The organism is Thiocapsa imhoffii (assembly GCF_016583985.1).
GTDB classification, from domain to species: Bacteria; Pseudomonadota; Gammaproteobacteria; order Chromatiales; family Chromatiaceae; genus Thiocapsa; species Thiocapsa imhoffii.
This window is the reverse complement of record NZ_NRSD01000023.1, coordinates 1-14,580: the sequence shown is the minus strand read 5'-3', so window position 1 is coordinate 14,580 and position 14,580 is coordinate 1. Positions and strand designations below refer to the sequence as shown.

The 14,580-nt window shown below is 61.2% G+C and carries 17 protein-coding genes; 13 read left to right on the top strand and 4 right to left on the bottom strand.

All coding sequences use genetic code 11. The features are described 5' to 3' along the window. The first annotated feature begins 1 nt into the window (after position 1). The 9 genes from CKO25_RS16855 (at position 2) to CKO25_RS16815 (ending at position 7,992) form a co-directional block, all read left to right on the top strand. Entirely contained in the window at positions 2 to 382 is a 381-nt protein-coding gene (locus tag CKO25_RS16855) for a sodium:proton antiporter (protein ID WP_200389118.1), read from the top strand. Further along, positions 379 to 1,893 (top strand): complex I subunit 5 family protein, encoded by a 1,515-nt coding sequence (locus CKO25_RS16850; RefSeq protein WP_242467687.1) that lies wholly within the window; start codon positions 379 to 381, stop codon positions 1,891 to 1,893. Before CKO25_RS16855 ends, CKO25_RS16850 begins: the two co-directional genes overlap by 4 nt. Beyond that, the gene (locus CKO25_RS16845) at positions 1,890 to 3,665 is read left to right on the top strand and encodes a proton-conducting transporter transmembrane domain-containing protein (RefSeq protein WP_200389117.1); all 1,776 of its coding nucleotides are present in this window, start codon (positions 1,890 to 1,892) and stop codon (positions 3,663 to 3,665) included. The genes CKO25_RS16850 and CKO25_RS16845 overlap by 4 nt, the downstream gene beginning before the upstream one ends. Then, positions 3,665 to 4,564, top strand: coding sequence for a respiratory chain complex I subunit 1 family protein (locus CKO25_RS16840; protein ID WP_200389116.1), 900 nt, complete (start codon positions 3,665 to 3,667; stop codon positions 4,562 to 4,564). Before CKO25_RS16845 ends, CKO25_RS16840 begins: the two co-directional genes overlap by 1 nt. A gap of 12 nt (positions 4,565 to 4,576) precedes the next feature. Beyond that, positions 4,577 to 5,209, top strand: a complete 633-nt coding sequence (locus tag CKO25_RS16835; protein WP_200389115.1) for an NADH-quinone oxidoreductase subunit NuoB — start codon at positions 4,577 to 4,579, stop codon at positions 5,207 to 5,209. A gap of 1 nt (position 5,210) precedes the next feature. Then, complete coding sequence (locus CKO25_RS16830) at positions 5,211 to 5,885, top strand: NADH-quinone oxidoreductase subunit C (protein WP_200389114.1); 675 nt, start codon at positions 5,211 to 5,213, stop codon at positions 5,883 to 5,885. Beyond that, a complete protein-coding gene (locus tag CKO25_RS16825) occupies positions 5,882 to 6,982 on the top strand; it encodes an NADH-quinone oxidoreductase subunit D-related protein (protein WP_200389113.1) in 1,101 nt (366 codons plus the stop codon). Before CKO25_RS16830 ends, CKO25_RS16825 begins: the two co-directional genes overlap by 4 nt. 31 nt (positions 6,983 to 7,013) lie before the next feature. Then, positions 7,014 to 7,448, top strand: a complete 435-nt coding sequence (locus CKO25_RS16820) for a 4Fe-4S dicluster domain-containing protein (protein ID WP_200389112.1) — start codon at positions 7,014 to 7,016, stop codon at positions 7,446 to 7,448. Positions 7,449 to 7,524: 76 nt separating this feature from the next. Then, positions 7,525 to 7,992, top strand: coding sequence for a Na+/H+ antiporter subunit E (locus tag CKO25_RS16815; RefSeq protein ID WP_200389111.1), 468 nt, complete (start codon positions 7,525 to 7,527; stop codon positions 7,990 to 7,992). Between the two features lie 25 nt (positions 7,993 to 8,017). On the opposite strand, the gene trxA is transcribed toward CKO25_RS16815, so the two are convergent. After that, positions 8,018 to 8,878: a thioredoxin gene (gene trxA / locus CKO25_RS16810; RefSeq protein ID WP_200389110.1), complete on the bottom strand. Its 861-nt coding sequence runs from the start codon at positions 8,876 to 8,878 to the stop codon at positions 8,018 to 8,020. Positions 8,879 to 9,151: 273 nt separating this feature from the next. Between trxA and trxC the strand changes: the two genes are divergently transcribed. Continuing rightward, on the top strand, positions 9,152 to 9,595 hold the full coding sequence (trxC, locus tag CKO25_RS16805; protein ID WP_200389109.1) for a thioredoxin TrxC: 444 nt from the start codon (positions 9,152 to 9,154) through the stop codon (positions 9,593 to 9,595). Between the two features lie 23 nt (positions 9,596 to 9,618). Here the strand turns inward: trxC and CKO25_RS16800 are convergent, their stop codons facing one another. Further along, positions 9,619 to 10,191, bottom strand: coding sequence for a DUF192 domain-containing protein (locus tag CKO25_RS16800; protein ID WP_200389108.1), 573 nt, complete (start codon positions 10,189 to 10,191; stop codon positions 9,619 to 9,621). Positions 10,192 to 10,342: 151 nt separating this feature from the next. On the opposite strand from CKO25_RS16800, the gene CKO25_RS16795 reads away from it, so the two are divergent. The 3 genes from CKO25_RS16795 to CKO25_RS16785 are packed head-to-tail and all read left to right on the top strand — an operon-like array spanning position 10,343 to position 11,904. After that, positions 10,343 to 10,897: a CIA30 family protein gene (locus tag CKO25_RS16795; protein WP_200389107.1), complete on the top strand. Its 555-nt coding sequence runs from the start codon at positions 10,343 to 10,345 to the stop codon at positions 10,895 to 10,897. Positions 10,898 to 10,954: 57 nt separating this feature from the next. Next, positions 10,955 to 11,575, top strand: a complete 621-nt coding sequence (locus CKO25_RS16790) for a cytochrome c3 family protein (RefSeq protein ID WP_200389106.1) — start codon at positions 10,955 to 10,957, stop codon at positions 11,573 to 11,575. Next, positions 11,572 to 11,904 (top strand): c-type cytochrome, encoded by a 333-nt coding sequence (locus tag CKO25_RS16785; protein ID WP_200389105.1) that lies wholly within the window; start codon positions 11,572 to 11,574, stop codon positions 11,902 to 11,904. Before CKO25_RS16790 ends, CKO25_RS16785 begins: the two co-directional genes overlap by 4 nt. 63 nt (positions 11,905 to 11,967) lie before the next feature. On the opposite strand, the gene CKO25_RS16780 is transcribed toward CKO25_RS16785, so the two are convergent. Continuing rightward, the gene (locus CKO25_RS16780) at positions 11,968 to 13,035 is read right to left on the bottom strand and encodes a hypothetical protein (RefSeq protein WP_200389104.1); all 1,068 of its coding nucleotides are present in this window, start codon (positions 13,033 to 13,035) and stop codon (positions 11,968 to 11,970) included. A 205-nt stretch (positions 13,036 to 13,240) separates the two neighbouring features. Beyond that, a complete protein-coding gene (gene rho, locus CKO25_RS16775) occupies positions 13,241 to 14,497 on the bottom strand; it encodes a transcription termination factor Rho (RefSeq protein ID WP_200389103.1) in 1,257 nt (418 codons plus the stop codon). Positions 14,498 to 14,580 lie beyond the last annotated feature (83 nt).

Sequence of the window (14,580 nt, the reverse complement as noted above, 5' to 3'; positions counted from 1 at the left end):
GATGTTGGACGCACTCGATACGCCCGGGGTGCATCATGCGCTCTACGCGGTGGGCAGCATGGCGCTCTTCTCGATCGGCCTCTACGGCCTCTTGACCCGTCGCCACCTCCTGAAGATCTTCATGAGCTTGGCCATCATGGAGATGGCGGTCTATCTGCTATTCATCGGACTCACCACGCAACCGGGCCGAACCGCGCCCATTCTCTCCGACGGGCTCGTTGAGTTCGCCGGGACGGCTGATCCCGTCCCCCAGGCGTTGACGCTCACCGCGCTGGTGATCGCGTTGGCCGTCCTTGCGCTCGGGGTGAGTATGAGTATCCGTTATCACCAGCTCACTGGCACGACGGATGTCGAGACCATGAGTGCGCTGAAGGATCCATGATGGACCAGATCCTCCTACAATCCCCCTTGCTCACACCGACTCCGATCTGGCTGATTGCGCTGCCACTGCTGGTGGCTTTTTTGTCGCCACTCTGGGGGCGGGCACGATGGCCGCTCTTGTTCGGCGTGCATCTCGGTCTGTTCGCACTCGCGCTCTGGCTCCTGGCAGGGGTCCAGGATGGGCCACTGATCGAGACGCTGGTCATCGCTCCCCCCCTAGGCATCCATCTGCACGCGGACGCCGTCTCTCTATTACTGGTCGCACTCTTGACCTTTGCCGTGGCACTGGTCGCCGCTTTTCTCTGGCAGGGCGCACGCGCCCCGCACTGGCAGAGTCGCCAGGCCTTTGTCCTGATCATGTTGCTGAGCGCGGGCTGCAACGGGATGCTCTTAACCGGCGACCTCTTCAATCTCTATGTCTTCATCGAGATTGCCGGGGTGAGCGCCTACCTGCTCAGTGCGCTGCGCCGTGATGCAGCGGCGTTGGAGGCCGGCCTCAAATATCTCATCATCGGCGCGGTGTCCGCCGTGTTCATCCTCTTTGCAACGGTCCTGACCTACATCACCACGGGAACGCTGAATCTGGCGGCCATCGGCATGGCCTTCGCGGACATCCCGGCCGCCATGCAGATCCTGATCGGCCTACTGCTCTTGGTTGGTCTCGGAATCAAGGCCGAACTCTTCCCATTCAACGTTTGGGTTCCCGAGATCTATCGCGGCAGCGATCCAGAGGCCAGTGCGCTGTTCTCGGGGGTGGTGGTCAAGGCCTTTCTGTTCGTGCTGTTCAACCTGGTCTTCCTGATCTTGGCGGATCCCGCCGTCGTGGGCCGCTGGCTGATGATCCTTGGGGGCGTGACCATGGTGATCGCCGAACTCACGGCGCTGCGCCAGCGAGATCTCCGGCGGATGCTCGCCTACTCCTCGCTCGGACAAGTCGGTCTGATCACGCTGGCACTGGGTTTCGCCGAGACCACGGTGGTGGCTGGTGGGCTCTTCCATTTGGTCAACCACACCCTCGCCAAACTCCTGCTGTTCATGGTCGCCGCACTCATGTTGAGCCGAGCGTCGTCAGGTCATCTCGACGCCCTGACGGGGATCGCCCGGCGCCTGCCGCTCGCGGCTGGACTGTTCGTGCTCGGCAGCTTGTCGATGCTGGGTCTCCCCCCCTTGGCTGGGTTCATGAGCAAACTCTGGATCATGGCCGGCTTTGCCGAGGCTGGGGTGTTTTGGCCGATCGCACTCATCCTGCTTGGCGCCTTGCTCGAGGCCGCCTATTTCTTCCGCTGGATCGCGCTCTTCTACCGTCCCGTGCCGGCTCCTCGGCTCGCCAGCGACCCCGTGGGATTGCCAACCGCCTCAAGCGCGGTTACATGGCCCCTGTTGGTGCTGGCGGTGCTGCTGATTGGGTTCGGCCTGGCCCCCGTGCTCCTCGAGCCGGCACTCAATCTGGCCGCCGAGGTCTTACTCGATCGATCGGGTGCGATTGAGGCTGTGATGGGAGTCCGTCCATGAGGTTGTTCCTGCGCGTTCTGTCGTTGATGGTCGTCGTGACTCCCGCCGTGACCTGGTTCGCCTGGGACGGCGCCCTGGTTTGGCCCTTGTTCGGCGGCGCGACCCTATCGTTCGATGTGACCCCTTTGGCGAGTTTCTTTCTCTTGTTGCTTGCGATGGGCGCACCCTTGGCGGCCTTGCCCATGCTGCGCAAAGAGGAACCCGACTGGCAACTCGCGCTCTTCGCCTTGCTGGTCTTGGGAATGCAAGGCTTGTTGCTCGCACAGGACCTGGTGGGATTTTTTATCGGCTGGGAGATCATGACCTGGAGCAGTTGGCTGCTCATCGTGCGCTCACCCCGCACTGATGCGGGAACCGCTGCCTCCTACATCCTCTTCAATCTCTCTGCCGCCTTCCTCCTCTTGGCTGGTCTGCTGGGGGTGTATAGCCTCACCGGCAGCTTCGCGATTCAGGCCCTGGTGGATCTGACCTTGGCCCAGGGGCTGGTCTTGGTGTTGCTCTTCGGGGCGGCATTTCTGATCAAGATCGGAACGCTCCCGCTCCATCTGTGGATCCCGCGCAGCTACGATCAGGCTCCCGAGCCGGTCACGGTGGTGTTGTCCGCCTTGGTCAGCAAGATGGGTGTGTACGGATTGTTGCTCATGTTGATCCTATTTCCGGAGATGCCGGGGCGCTGGTTTGGGGACTGGTTGAATGGACCCTTAAGTGGTTATGGCCTAGCCTGGATTGGCGTCATCACCTCGATCGTCGCGACCTTCAAGGCGATCGCTCAGGATGACATGAAGCGCCTGCTGGCCTACTCCTCGATCGGGCAACTCGGTTATGTCACCACCGCCATCGGCGTCGGCGGTGCCCTCGGGATCAGTGGAGCCCTCTATCACGCCCTGGTGCACACCCTTGTCTCCTTGCTCTTGTTCATCAGTTTCGCGGGCATCATCGCGCAAACCGGACAGCGCCGGTTCAACGACTTGGGTGAACTCATCTATCGGATGCCGATCTCCTTCTTTGGGGTGCTGATCGGCATCATCGCCCTCGCGGGGATGCCCCCGCTGCCCGGCTTCGCGTCGAAATTTCTGATCTTTGTCGCCTTGATCGAGGCCCAATGGATACTGCTGTTCGCCGCCGTGATCCTGTCGAGCGCAGCGGCCTTCCTCTATTGCTACAAGCTGATCTACGCGCCGTTCCTCGGCCAGGCCAACTCCCCCGAGGCACGGGTGGCACGCGAGGCGCCCTGGCCATACCTGATACCACAGATCATCCTGATGGGGATGCTCGTCGGGCTGGGGATGTTCCCCGGGATGGGGACCGCCTTGGCCGATCCCGTCTTGGCGGCGCTCGGACTCGCCCCCCTCGACGGACCGTCCCTGGGAACACTGGCGACACCCTACGGGGGCTATGACGGCGTGACCCTGATGCTGGTGTTTGGAATTGCCTTTGCGCTCGTGACCGCCTTGTTCTATATGCTGCGTGGTCAATTGCGTCGGGCCGGCAGCCGCCAAGATCTCAGCTTCGCGGGCGAGGTGCCAACACCAGACCAGCCCCTTCACTATGGCGCGGGGATGGGGCGTGAACTGCGTCGGATTCCCTTGATCGGCTGGATCTTGGCGCGCTCCAGCAGCGGGTTTTTCAGTGGTCTGGCCGAGCGGGTGGAGCGGCTCGCCGAGCACTCCAGCAGGCTCTATCCCAGTCAGCCTTGGCGCTGGGTGCAAAGCTTCGTGGTGGTCTTCGCGGTGCTGCTGACATGGGGCCTCGTGCGCGGAGGAGGGTTGTGATGCGGGCCTTGATCGATGTGCCCTTGATGCTCCTGGTCACCTACACCATGGGCTTTTTCATGTACGGGTTCTACCGGCAGTTCATGGCGCGCATCCAAAACCGTCGTGGACCGCCGATCTGGCAAAATCTCTACGATAACCTCAAGTTTTTCAGCAAGAGCGAAACCTTGAGTCATGGCCCCATGTTCTTCCTTGGGCCCATGATCATGATGGCCGGGGCCGTGACGACCGTTCTGTTCATCCCCATGTTAAAGGATACCGCCTGGTTGCAAGGATTCTCGGCGTCGGGAAACCTGATCCTGGTGATGTTTCTGATGGTGGTGGGGCCGCTTGGGAATGCGCTCGCGGTTGGGGCAAGTGGCAATCCATTCGGGGTGATGGGCGTCACGCGGGGTCTGACGCGGTTGATGGGACTCGAGGTCCCCTTCTTCCTCGGCTTGGCCCTCATCATGGTGCAGTACGAGACGGTGTCGATCTCCGCCATCATGGCGGCCCAGCCCACCCTGGCGGAGTGGACTCTGGTGACCAATCCGTTGATCTTCTTGGTGGTCCTGCTGCCGTTCATCGCGAGCCTCAATGCCTCCCCATTCGATGTGGTCGGGGCGCCAGTGGAGGTCTACTCGGGACCACGAGTGGAATTCGGCGGGCGGTTGCTCGGCATCCTCATGACCCAGAACATGATGTTGTCGATGGCGAAATATGTGCTGGTGGTCGCTCTCTTCATGGGTGGGGCAAGCAACCTGCTGGAACTCTTCGTCAAGGTCTTCGTGTTATTCATGCTCACGGCATCCATCAGCGCGGTCTTCCCTCGGCTCAGGACCGAACAGGCCGTGGATTTCTTCTGGCGCATCCCGCTCGGCTTGGGCGTCGTGGCGGTGATTCTGACCCTTTGGATCTAATCGGAGGTGGCCGTGTATCACAAGACCGGATGTGAAGGTTTTCAGTGCGAGGACCAGACCCTCGGGGCCGACCTCGCGGGGGTGCGAGACGAACAGACTGTCGTCGACCGTCTGGTGGCCTGGCTGCGACAGCGCAGTCTTTTCGTCCTCGCCTATGGCACTGGCTGTGGAGCGATCGAGATTCGTCCCCTGATGACCAGTCGCTACGATGCCGAGCGCTTTGGCATCATCGGCGCCGCGACGCCGCGCCAGGCCGACGTCCTCGTCATCAGTGGTTATCTCGCGATCAAAACACTCAAGCGGGTGATCCGTAGCTACGAGCAGATGCAGGAGCCGAAATACGTCATCGCGCTTGGCAGTTGCACCATCAACGGGGGCATGTACTGGGATTCCTACAATACCGTGAAGCAGGTCGATCACTACCTCCCCGTTGATCTCTTTGTTAATGGTTGCATGCCGCGCCCCGAGGCGTTGATCGAGGGCTTCGTGGCGTTGCAAAAACGTATTGCCGATGGCGAGAAAGGTGGCTGGTTGCGTTATCGGGAGAATCTCGATTGGTATAAGGCCAACCAGCGTCGCGTGCTCGGCGCGAACATGTTGCCCGACGACACCAGTGCCTGGCTGCAGGTCGGAGGACAGGCTTAAGATGTTGGAGGCTCTCGGACCCTGTTTGAGCCACTTCACGATCCTGCAGCAGCAGGCGCCACGGGACAACCTCGCCTTCGTCCGCGTTCCCAAGGCCGAACTCCATGCCCTGCTGGAGACCCTGGACCGAGATGAAGGCTTCATGACCCTGACGGGCATCACCTGTGTCGACTGGATCGAGGAGGAGCGTTTTACCCTGACCTATCTGCTCGAGAACTCGGCGCGTGATCGCTGCTTGGGTGTGCAGACCGACGTCAAGCGCGACGGTGAGAGTCTGCCGACCTGTCTCGGTCGCTGGCCGCAAGCCGAGATCTACGAGCGGGAACTGCATGAGATGTACGGAATTCCGTTCGATGGGCATCCGTCCTTGATTGATTTCATGCTGGAGGGTTGGACCAACACCCCCCCGCTGCGGCGAGAGTTCGACACCCTGAAATTCGTTCAGGAAACCTTCGAGATGCGCGGCGGGCGGGAGGACAATCTCGACGTGCGCAGCGAGATCCGCAAACGTAAAGAGGCCAAACGAGCAGAGAAGGCCGCGCAGGCAGCGAAACCGACGCAGGATGCCACGACACCAGCGTCAGCCCGAACGTCCGCGTCGCGGGCACCGCGGATGGCGGCGTCACGGGGGGAGCCTGGCCCAGGCGACGAGGATGGCGCGGGGGGCGCAACGTGAGCGATACGATCCGCATCTTTCAGGGTCCCCAGCATCCTGGCGTGACCGGCAACATGAGCCTGGAGTTGGAACTCGACGGCGAGACCATCGTCACGGCCATCACGCACGTCGGTTATTTGCACCGTGGCTTTGAAAAACTGATCGAACGGCGCACCGTGCTGCAGGCCTTCACCATCGTCTGTCGCATCTGTGTGCCTGAGCCAGACCCTTATGAAGACACCTTCGCGCGCGGTGTCGAGGCCCTTGCCGGTCTCGAGATCAGTGAACGCGCGGCGCAATTACGGGTCTTGACCCTCGAGTTGGCCCGTTTGCAGGCACACCTGCTCTGGATGGCGGGTCAGGGTGCATCCATTGGGCTTGAGATCGTACCCCAATGGGCGATTGGTGATCGCGATTACATCTTGGAGTTGTTCGAACAAATCAGCGGTGCCCGGGTCTACCATATGTACATCTACCCGGGCGGGGTGCGACGTGATCTCCCCGCGGGTCTGCCCGAACGGCTCCTCGAAGTTCTTGAGATGATCGAGCAGCGACTGCCGGCCTATGACCGGGTCTTCTTCGGGAACGCCGCGGTGCGCAAGCGGCTTCAAGGGGTCGGGATCGTGGATGCGGCAGAGGCGTTGCGCCACGGGTACGCGGGTCCGGTGTTGCGGGGCTGCGGGATCCCCCGGGATGTGCGGCGGGATGCTCCCTATCTGATCTATGACCAGTTGGCGTTCGACATCCCGACGGCCTCGGGTGGGGATGCCTGGGCGCGCGCGCAGGTGCGTCGGGCCGAGATGGTTCAGAGTATTCGAATCATGAGGCAGGTCATCGATCGGCTGGTCCCGGGAGAGATACAATGTCGACTGCCCAAACACCGCAAATTCAAGATCCCACGTGGCGAAACCTATGTGCAATCGGAGTCGGCGCGTGGTGCTTTCGGTTTCTACATGGTGGGAGACGAGAGCGAATACCTGCGTCGCATGCAGGTGCGTGGACCCTCGACCGTACATGCCTTCACCCTATTGGAGCGCATGCTGGTCGGTGCACAACTGTCCGATGTCGCGCTGATCATGAATTCATTGGGGATCTGTCCCCCAGAAATCGAGCGGTGACGGAACACGGCTCGCATCAAGAGGAGGCATCATGGCCTGGACCCTTGACATCAAAGGCTTGACCCAACCCTTCAGCGCATTGGGGCATAGTGCCCGCAAACCGCACACGCTGGATTATCCACGCCGTCCCACTCCGCCCGCGAAGGGCTATCGCGGGTTCCACGTCAACAACCTCGACACCTGCGCGGGTTGTGGCAACTGCCAAGACATTTGCATGAATGAAGCCATTGACATGATTCAGGTTGATGATGACATCAACCCAAAAAATGCCAGTGGGCTAATCCCGCGCATCGACTACGGACGTTGCTGCTGGTGTGGCCTCTGTATCGATGTCTGTGGTCCAGATTCACTTGCCTTCGAAACCGACTACATCTACGTCAGTCCAGACCCGAATAGCTTCCTCTATCTGCCCAAGAAGCGGGCTGACGAGGCTGGGGCCGATGGCGAGGCGCCGCAACAGCCTTGAAGCCACCGTTCGGGGACCGGTGTCTTCCCTCCGATCCTGAGCGACCTGGTTGGCGGAACCGCACTGGAGGCGATCGATGAGGCAACGTTTGCAATGGGGTGCGGTACTCTTCGTGGTCTGGCTGGGTCTCACCCTGTCGCTGCATCCGCAGGAATTGATCGCCGGCCTATTGATCTGCGGCGCGATCGTTTGGCTGGCCGTGCCTGCCGCTCAGGGCCACCGGCCTTGGAATCTATGGGGGCTCATACGCTATTTGCCCGTCTTTCTCAAGAATCTGATCCTGGCCAACATGGATGTGGCGCGACGGGTTCTCGATCCAACACTACCAATCAATCCGGGGATCATTCGCATCCAGACCGATCTGCGAGAACCGCATCAGCGTCTCCTACTGGCCAACAGCATCACCCTGACCCCGGGAACCGTAACACTCGACCTGGATGGTGACGATCTCTACGTGCACTGGATCGATGTTGCAAGTCGCGATCCCGTGAGGGCGGGCGAGGTCATCAAGGGTGAACTAGAGCGGGCGATCAAACGAATCTGAGAAGTCTGGCCCGTGCAGGCTCCTCTCAATAGAGCGCATTCATCATCTTCGCGCGATAGCGTGCGACCAGGTCGCCGGTGCCGAGAAGATCGAAGATGGCGAGCATTCCCTTGCGGGCCGCATCGTCTTGAAACGCCCGATCGCGGCGCATCAAGGTGAGGAGGTTCTCGAGGGCCGCCTCATAATCACCTCGGAACACCTGGTATGCGCTGAGCTGATAGCGCGCTAGGCTGTTGGCTGGATCGCGCGCCAAATCCGCGGTCACATCCGCTTCACTGGGGGCATCCGTAAGCGCGGCGGCAAACCGCAGTTGGCCACGCAGAGCCAGCACCTCCGGTTCATTGGCGAGTTCAAGCGGGAGTCGCTCGATCGCATGCGTTGCCTCGCCGAGCTCGCCGCGGGCCGTCATCAGCTGGATCTCAGCCAGTGCCACGCGGCTGTTCTCTGGGTCCTCGGCACGAATCCGCTCGACCAGTCTCTCGGCCCCAGCGATGTCGCCATTGGCTAGGCACTCCTCGGCCTGTTCAAGCAGCCGGTCCGAGGGTCGTGGGATATGGCGGTCGATGAAGTCGCGAATCTGTCCTTCTGGAAGTGCCCCCATGAATTGGTCAATGGGTTGTCCCGCCTTGAAGAGCTGAACCGTGGGCAGACTGCGAATCCCAAATTCAGCGGCCAGCGCCTGCTGTTCCTCGGTGTTCACCTTGGCCAACAGGAACCGGCCATGATATTCCTCGGCCAGCTTGGCGAGGATCGGCATCAACATCCGACAGGGTGCGCACCAATCCGCCCAGAAGTCCACGAGAACAGGACGCTCGAACGAGCCGTCCAAAACAATCGACTGAAACGTCTCAGCCGTGACGGTGACGATATCGGGTGAGTCGGCCATACAGAGGAACTCCAATCGGGTCGCTTCAGTGCGCGAGAAAATCGTTCGAGAAACCACTACGGGGCCTGATGGCCCGCGCGCATGGGACGAACTGCTTGTCCCAACATAACTGTCGAGCGGAGTCGATTCAACTGGAGACAGGGGACGGATCGCCGCCGCCCGCCGATGGCGGTTCAGACGACTCGCCACGGTTGCGGATGGGATCCGGCATCCTTCGTCTCGTGACCATTCGGAGTCCAACAACCAGACGTATTCTTGCGAGGAGTGATCATCATGTCTGAATCCCTGCACGTTGTTTGTCCCGCATGTGATGCCGTCAATCGCATCCCCCGTGCTCGTCTCAGTGATGCGCCGAATTGTGGGAAGTGTCACCGACCACTCTTTTCGGGTGCGCCGCTCGCACTCGACGAGTCGCGCTTCGCGCATGTTCTCTCCCGGAGCGATCTGCCGTTGCTGGTCGATTTTTGGGCGCCTTGGTGTGGGCCCTGTCGGATGATGGCACCAGCCTTCGAGGCCGCTGCGGGGCGGCTCGAGCCCAATATGCGGTTAATCAAGGTCAACACCGAGGAGGCGCAGGGTCTCGCCGCGCGCCTCGGCATCCGCAGTATCCCAACCCTGGCACTGTTTCAGACTGGTGCGGAGGTTGCTCGAACGGCGGGGGCGATGGATACGGCGGGGATTGTGCGCTGGGTCCAGCAGCATCTGCGGCGAGCCTGAGGTCTTCCTCGATAGGATGAACCTCAGGGTGTCCGGATGGGTCCGATCCGAGTTGTTGGGACGGGAGGGTGGTCGCGCAAGAGAATCGGATCACCGAGTCGTACACCCAACTCAGCAATGCGTCCGGCCCGTAACTCCAGGACATGATCGATCGCCTGATCACCCGGGCCATAGACTGGGCAAGGTTTTTTAGCACAGGGTGGTGCCCGCTCGACCAGCGCAACAATGCGTTCGCGGTAGATGAAGACGATGTCGAGTGGCACCAGGGTGTTCTTCATCCACATCCGTAAGGGACGCGCATCGGGCGATGGGAACAACATCCCCTGGTGAGCCGGCAGCGCGGGTCGTCGCATCAGTCCGCGGGCACGCTGCTCGGGTGTGCGTGCGACCTCCAGTAGGATGCGTGTTCCACCGATTTCGGCTTGAGCCGAGATCGGCAAATACTGGGGTAAGACCGTGCGGTCATCGCCACTGACCAGCGGTTCTGCCCAGGATAAAACCAGTGCGACAGTGAGGGTGACGGCAAGCCCATGCCCAGGCGTCAGGGCACGGGTGCGTGTGGGGTGACGGCAAGGATCGATCCAAGACTGAGGCATGTCGTCAATTCGAGCAGATAGGCGGTCCAATTGATCGGTGCACGGGATGCGTGCGAATGGAGACTGGATGACTATGTCGAGAACAGTGTTTTTGCGACGTCCGCCTCGCGGTGTTCGTCTGTGGTCTAAGCTTAACTTGGGGGCGCTACTGATGCTCGGCATCGTTGAGACTACAACAGCGGCAACAACCGGACTGATCGACGACTTCACGCGATCGGATGGGCTCTCCGCGCTCGGGACGCCATGGCGGGCCGTAACCGATCAGGTGATGGGCGGGCGTTCGCAGGCGAGCATCTCCCGCGAGACCCAGGAGGGGCGCCCGGCGCTCTGTCTGAATGGTGATGTGCGTCTCGAGAACAATGGTGGGTTCGTGCAGGCGATCCTGGAACTGCCCCCGAGCGATGATCGTGTCGAGGGGTTCGACGCCAGCGGCTATGCCGGAATCCAACTGTGGGTCCGTGGCAATGGCGAGCTCTATAACCTGCACCTGAAGAGCACCACAACCCGGCTGCCCTGGCAATCGTATCGCGCCAGCTTCGTCGCCGAGCCGGAGTGGCGCGAGGTGCGTCTGCCGTTCTCGGCATTCGAGCCGCATCGGCTGGTTCAGCGCCTCGATCCACGGCGGCTCACCAAGCTCGGAGTGCTCGGTATCGGACGTGCCTATCAAGCACAGGTGTGCATTGCCGAGGTGCGGTTTTATCGATGATCCGTTTCGTACGTGGTGTGGCAACACCAACGCGTGATCGAATGGGAGGATCCTGACATGCAGCGCAGACACCGCATTTGGCTCGTCGTGTTGGGTGTGACGATGTTGATCCCGATCGTCACGATCGGCGGTTGGACCCTGACTGAAACGGCGATCCAGGCAACCTCGGATCACGCCTTTTGCACCAGTTGTCACGTCATGGAGCCCTTCGCGTTGGCTTATGACGCGGATGTGCATGGCGGGCAGAATGCCGGTGGCCTGGTCGCGCACTGCGTTGATTGTCATCTGCCCCACGAGACCCCGGGCGGCTATCTGCTCGCAAAGATTCAGACCGGCGTCCATGACCTCATGTCCCAGATGCTCTTGGTCTTCCGCGAGCCGGATTGGATCGGCAATCTGGAGCGTCGCGCCGAGTATGTCTTCGATTCGGGCTGCCTGAACTGCCATGCAAACCTTCGTGAGGCACCGAATCCCAACCCGGCCGTGGTCTTTGCACACCGGGCCTATTTTCAAGAAGGATCCAATCTCGTGTGTGTGACCTGCCATGCCCATGTTGGTCACAAGGATTTACTGGCACATCTGACGGGCACAGTGACTCGAGACGGCATCAGGATTGATGACGATCGCCAAGGCGATGGCGAACAAGCCAATCTCGAGCCAGGGAGAATGGTCCAATGAAAGCCAAGCTGCTTGCCTCCGTTCTGCTCGGCTGTATCGCGAGCCTCAGTGCCGCCGATCGCGGTGCCCAAGAGGGTGATCCGGAAATCGGTCAGGCCCTCTTCCAGGCCAAGATGTGCAACCTCTGCCACACCCTTGCTGGAGAGTCTGGCCCGATGGCCAATCTTGGGGGATCACTCGATGCCGTCGGCCAGCGGCGCGACGCGGCCTGGCTCCGGGTCTATTTCACGGACCCCAAGGCGGTGATTCCAACCGCCACCATGCCCCCCGCGGAGCTGAGCGCGACCGAGCTGCGGGACATGATCGCCTACCTACTCTCGTTGCGTTGACCGGGCCTGATTGTGGCGAGCAGTCGATGCCCAGAGGCTTGGACATGACCCGCTGACATGCGCTCACCAAGCATCGGCAGGCAGGGGTTCAGGCCGAGGCGGAATCCGCATCACGGGTGACTCATGACGCGCGATCAGAAAGAGGACGAGGAGTGCGGGCATCACAAAGGAGAGCAGTCGGATCAGGGATCCCTCGGATGCATCAAGGAGCAGCAGCGCTGGTCCGAGGAGGAAGAGTCCGATGACCAGCAGGAGTCCGATCGCCTCTCTCAGGAAGGCGAACCAACGCTCACGCCGCCAGGTTGTGTGGAAATGGGCCGGCGGATGCGCGAAGGTGTCGATCAGGTGCTCGGTGGTGCGGGCCAGCTTCGCTTCGAGATCCGGTGTGCGGGCCGGCTCGTTGCTGGCGATGCGCAATGGGGCACGCCAACCATGAGCGGTCCGACGCAGTGGACGCCAGGCACGACCGAGAACCGCGAACAGATCCGGGGGGAGATCTAGGGAGCGCTCGGGGTCGGGCGCGAGATCAATCTCCGCAGGCATGCCGTGTCCAACCTGTGCATCGAACGTCATGACGAGGCCGTCAAGCGTGGTTGTGGCCTGTAGGAAGACGAGATGCGGAGTGTCGGATGGCTCCGCGGGTGCGTTTGAGTCGGATTCGATCCGATAATTGATGACCAGGGTCGCGCCACCGATACGCTGAACATGGCGCGCGACCGGAACGCGGTCAATCTGAACGAGCAGACGTCCGGGCTCTGGACCATCGCCGCGCAGAGTCGCCTGCTGTCCTGCTGCGTTCGTGAGGATGCGGGTCAAGCGAAAATGCCGTCGTCCCAGATGCTCGAGCACCAAGTGCTCGGTCAGGAGGGTGGCGCCGTCCGTTTCGGCACGATGATGCGTCGGTTTGAACTGGATCCGTCGCGCTAGACGGTCGCTCGCGGCGAGGTCGACTTGGCGACCGCTGCGCGTGAAGGGTTCGGCGAGCGCGATGATGTCATGGTGGCTTAAGGGGATGCGCGACTGACGACGCGAATCCTGCTCGGCCTGGACATGCGCGCGCGTACGGATGACGCGAATGTCCCGCTTGAAGAGGGGAGGCCAGAGGGGACGCATGGGTTTTGGCGGTCGCATCAGAAACCTGCCCTTGCGCGGCGGTTGATTCAGCCAACAGGCGTGGAGTGAACCCGCGATCTCACGCTGTTCGGTGCGAGGTGATCGCTCGGGCGGCGAGCGGTGATCTCATCACAGCGGGGCGCCCGATCCCACAGTCAGTCATCGGCAGGTCGTCGCCCAGGCGGTCGTGATCGGCCGCTGTCGGGCGTCGCGCCGGTGCTGCTCAACCTTTCATCGACGAGAAGAACTCGTCGTTGGTCTTGGTTGCCTTCAGTTTATCGTGCAGGAACTCCATTGCCGCAAGCTCGTCCATGGGATGCAGGATCTTGCGCAGAATCCACATCTTCTGCAACTCCGCCGGGTTCATCAGCAGTTCTTCGCGACGCGTGCCGGAGCGGTTGATGTTGATGGCCGGAAAGATCCGTCGCTCGGCGATGCGGCGGTCCATGTGGATCTCCATGTTCCCGGTCCCCTTGAATTCCTCATAGATGACATCGTCCATGCGCGAACCGGTATCGACTAGGGCCGTCGCCAGGATGGTTAGGCTCCCTCCCTCCTCCACATTGCGCGCGGCGCCAAAGAAACGTTTCGGACGCTGTAGCGCGTTGGCGTCAACACCGCCGGTCAATACCTTGCCAGAGGAGGGAACCACCGTGTTGTAGGCGCGCGCAAGCCGGGTGATGGAATCGAGGAGGATGACGACATCACGCTTGTGTTCGACGAGTCGCTTGGCCTTCTCGATGACCATCTCGGCGACTTGGACATGCCGAGTCGCGGGCTCGTCGAAGGTCGAGGAGATCACCTCGCCCCGGACCGAGCGGGCCATTTCAGTGACCTCCTCCGGACGCTCATCGATCAGCAACACGATCAGGTAACAGTCTGGGTGGTTGTGACCGATCGACTGTGCGATGTTCTGCAGCATCATGGTCTTACCAGCTTTTGGTGGTGAGACGATGAGCCCACGCTGCCCCTTGCCGATGGGGGCGACCAGATCGATGGTGCGCGCCGTGAGATCCTCGGTGCTGCCGTTGCCGACCTCGAGCGTCAGTCGTTTCTGGGCAAACAGAGGGGTGAAGTTTTCAAAGAGGATCTTCGACTTGGCATTCTCGGGCCGGTCGAAATTGATGTCGTTGACCTTGAGCAGCGCGAAGTAGCGCTCACCATCCTTGGGCGGTCGAATCTTACCGGAGATCGTATCCCCCGTGCGCAGCGCGAAGCGGCGAATCTGGCTCGGCGAGACATAGATGTCATCGGGCCCGGCGAGGTAGGACGCATCGGCGGAGCGGAGGAAGCCGAAACCATCGGAGAGGATCTCAAGAACGCCATCACCGTAAATGTCCTCGCCGCGTTTGGCCTGGGCCTTGAGGATGGCAAAGATCAAGTCTTGCTTGCGTGACCGCCCGACGCCTTCGATCTCCATGGACTGGGCAAGTGCGACCAGTTCGGGCACCGGCGTCTTCTTTAGTTCGGTTAGGTTCATCACATTTTTATCGTCGGCGGAGGTGAGGAGTGGTCGTCCACGCCTGATTTCAGGATGTGGAGCGCGGGGTTTGGGGTTGGGGG

Excerpts from the sequence above, each read along its gene's own strand:
- CKO25_RS16855 (WP_200389118.1), top strand. The coding sequence starts at position 2 with ATGTTGGACGCACTCGATACGCCCGGGGTGCATCATGCGCTCTACGCG.
- CKO25_RS16850 (WP_242467687.1), top strand. The coding sequence starts at position 379 with ATGATGGACCAGATCCTCCTACAATCCCCCTTGCTCACACCGACTCCG.
- CKO25_RS16845 (WP_200389117.1), top strand. The coding sequence starts at position 1,890 with ATGAGGTTGTTCCTGCGCGTTCTGTCGTTGATGGTCGTCGTGACTCCC.
- CKO25_RS16840 (WP_200389116.1), top strand. The coding sequence starts at position 3,665 with ATGCGGGCCTTGATCGATGTGCCCTTGATGCTCCTGGTCACCTACACC.
- CKO25_RS16830 (WP_200389114.1), top strand. The coding sequence starts at position 5,211 with ATGTTGGAGGCTCTCGGACCCTGTTTGAGCCACTTCACGATCCTGCAG.
- CKO25_RS16820 (WP_200389112.1), top strand. The coding sequence starts at position 7,014 with ATGGCCTGGACCCTTGACATCAAAGGCTTGACCCAACCCTTCAGCGCA.
- CKO25_RS16815 (WP_200389111.1), top strand. The coding sequence starts at position 7,525 with ATGAGGCAACGTTTGCAATGGGGTGCGGTACTCTTCGTGGTCTGGCTG.
- trxA (WP_200389110.1), bottom strand. The coding sequence starts at position 8,878 with ATGGCCGACTCACCCGATATCGTCACCGTCACGGCTGAGACGTTTCAG.
- trxC (WP_200389109.1), top strand. The coding sequence starts at position 9,152 with ATGTCTGAATCCCTGCACGTTGTTTGTCCCGCATGTGATGCCGTCAAT.
- CKO25_RS16800 (WP_200389108.1), bottom strand. The coding sequence starts at position 10,191 with ATGCCTCAGTCTTGGATCGATCCTTGCCGTCACCCCACACGCACCCGT.
- CKO25_RS16795 (WP_200389107.1), top strand. The coding sequence starts at position 10,343 with ATGCTCGGCATCGTTGAGACTACAACAGCGGCAACAACCGGACTGATC.
- CKO25_RS16790 (WP_200389106.1), top strand. The coding sequence starts at position 10,955 with ATGCAGCGCAGACACCGCATTTGGCTCGTCGTGTTGGGTGTGACGATG.
- CKO25_RS16785 (WP_200389105.1), top strand. The coding sequence starts at position 11,572 with ATGAAAGCCAAGCTGCTTGCCTCCGTTCTGCTCGGCTGTATCGCGAGC.
- CKO25_RS16780 (WP_200389104.1), bottom strand. The coding sequence starts at position 13,035 with ATGCGACCGCCAAAACCCATGCGTCCCCTCTGGCCTCCCCTCTTCAAG.
- rho (WP_200389103.1), bottom strand. The coding sequence starts at position 14,497 with ATGAACCTAACCGAACTAAAGAAGACGCCGGTGCCCGAACTGGTCGCA.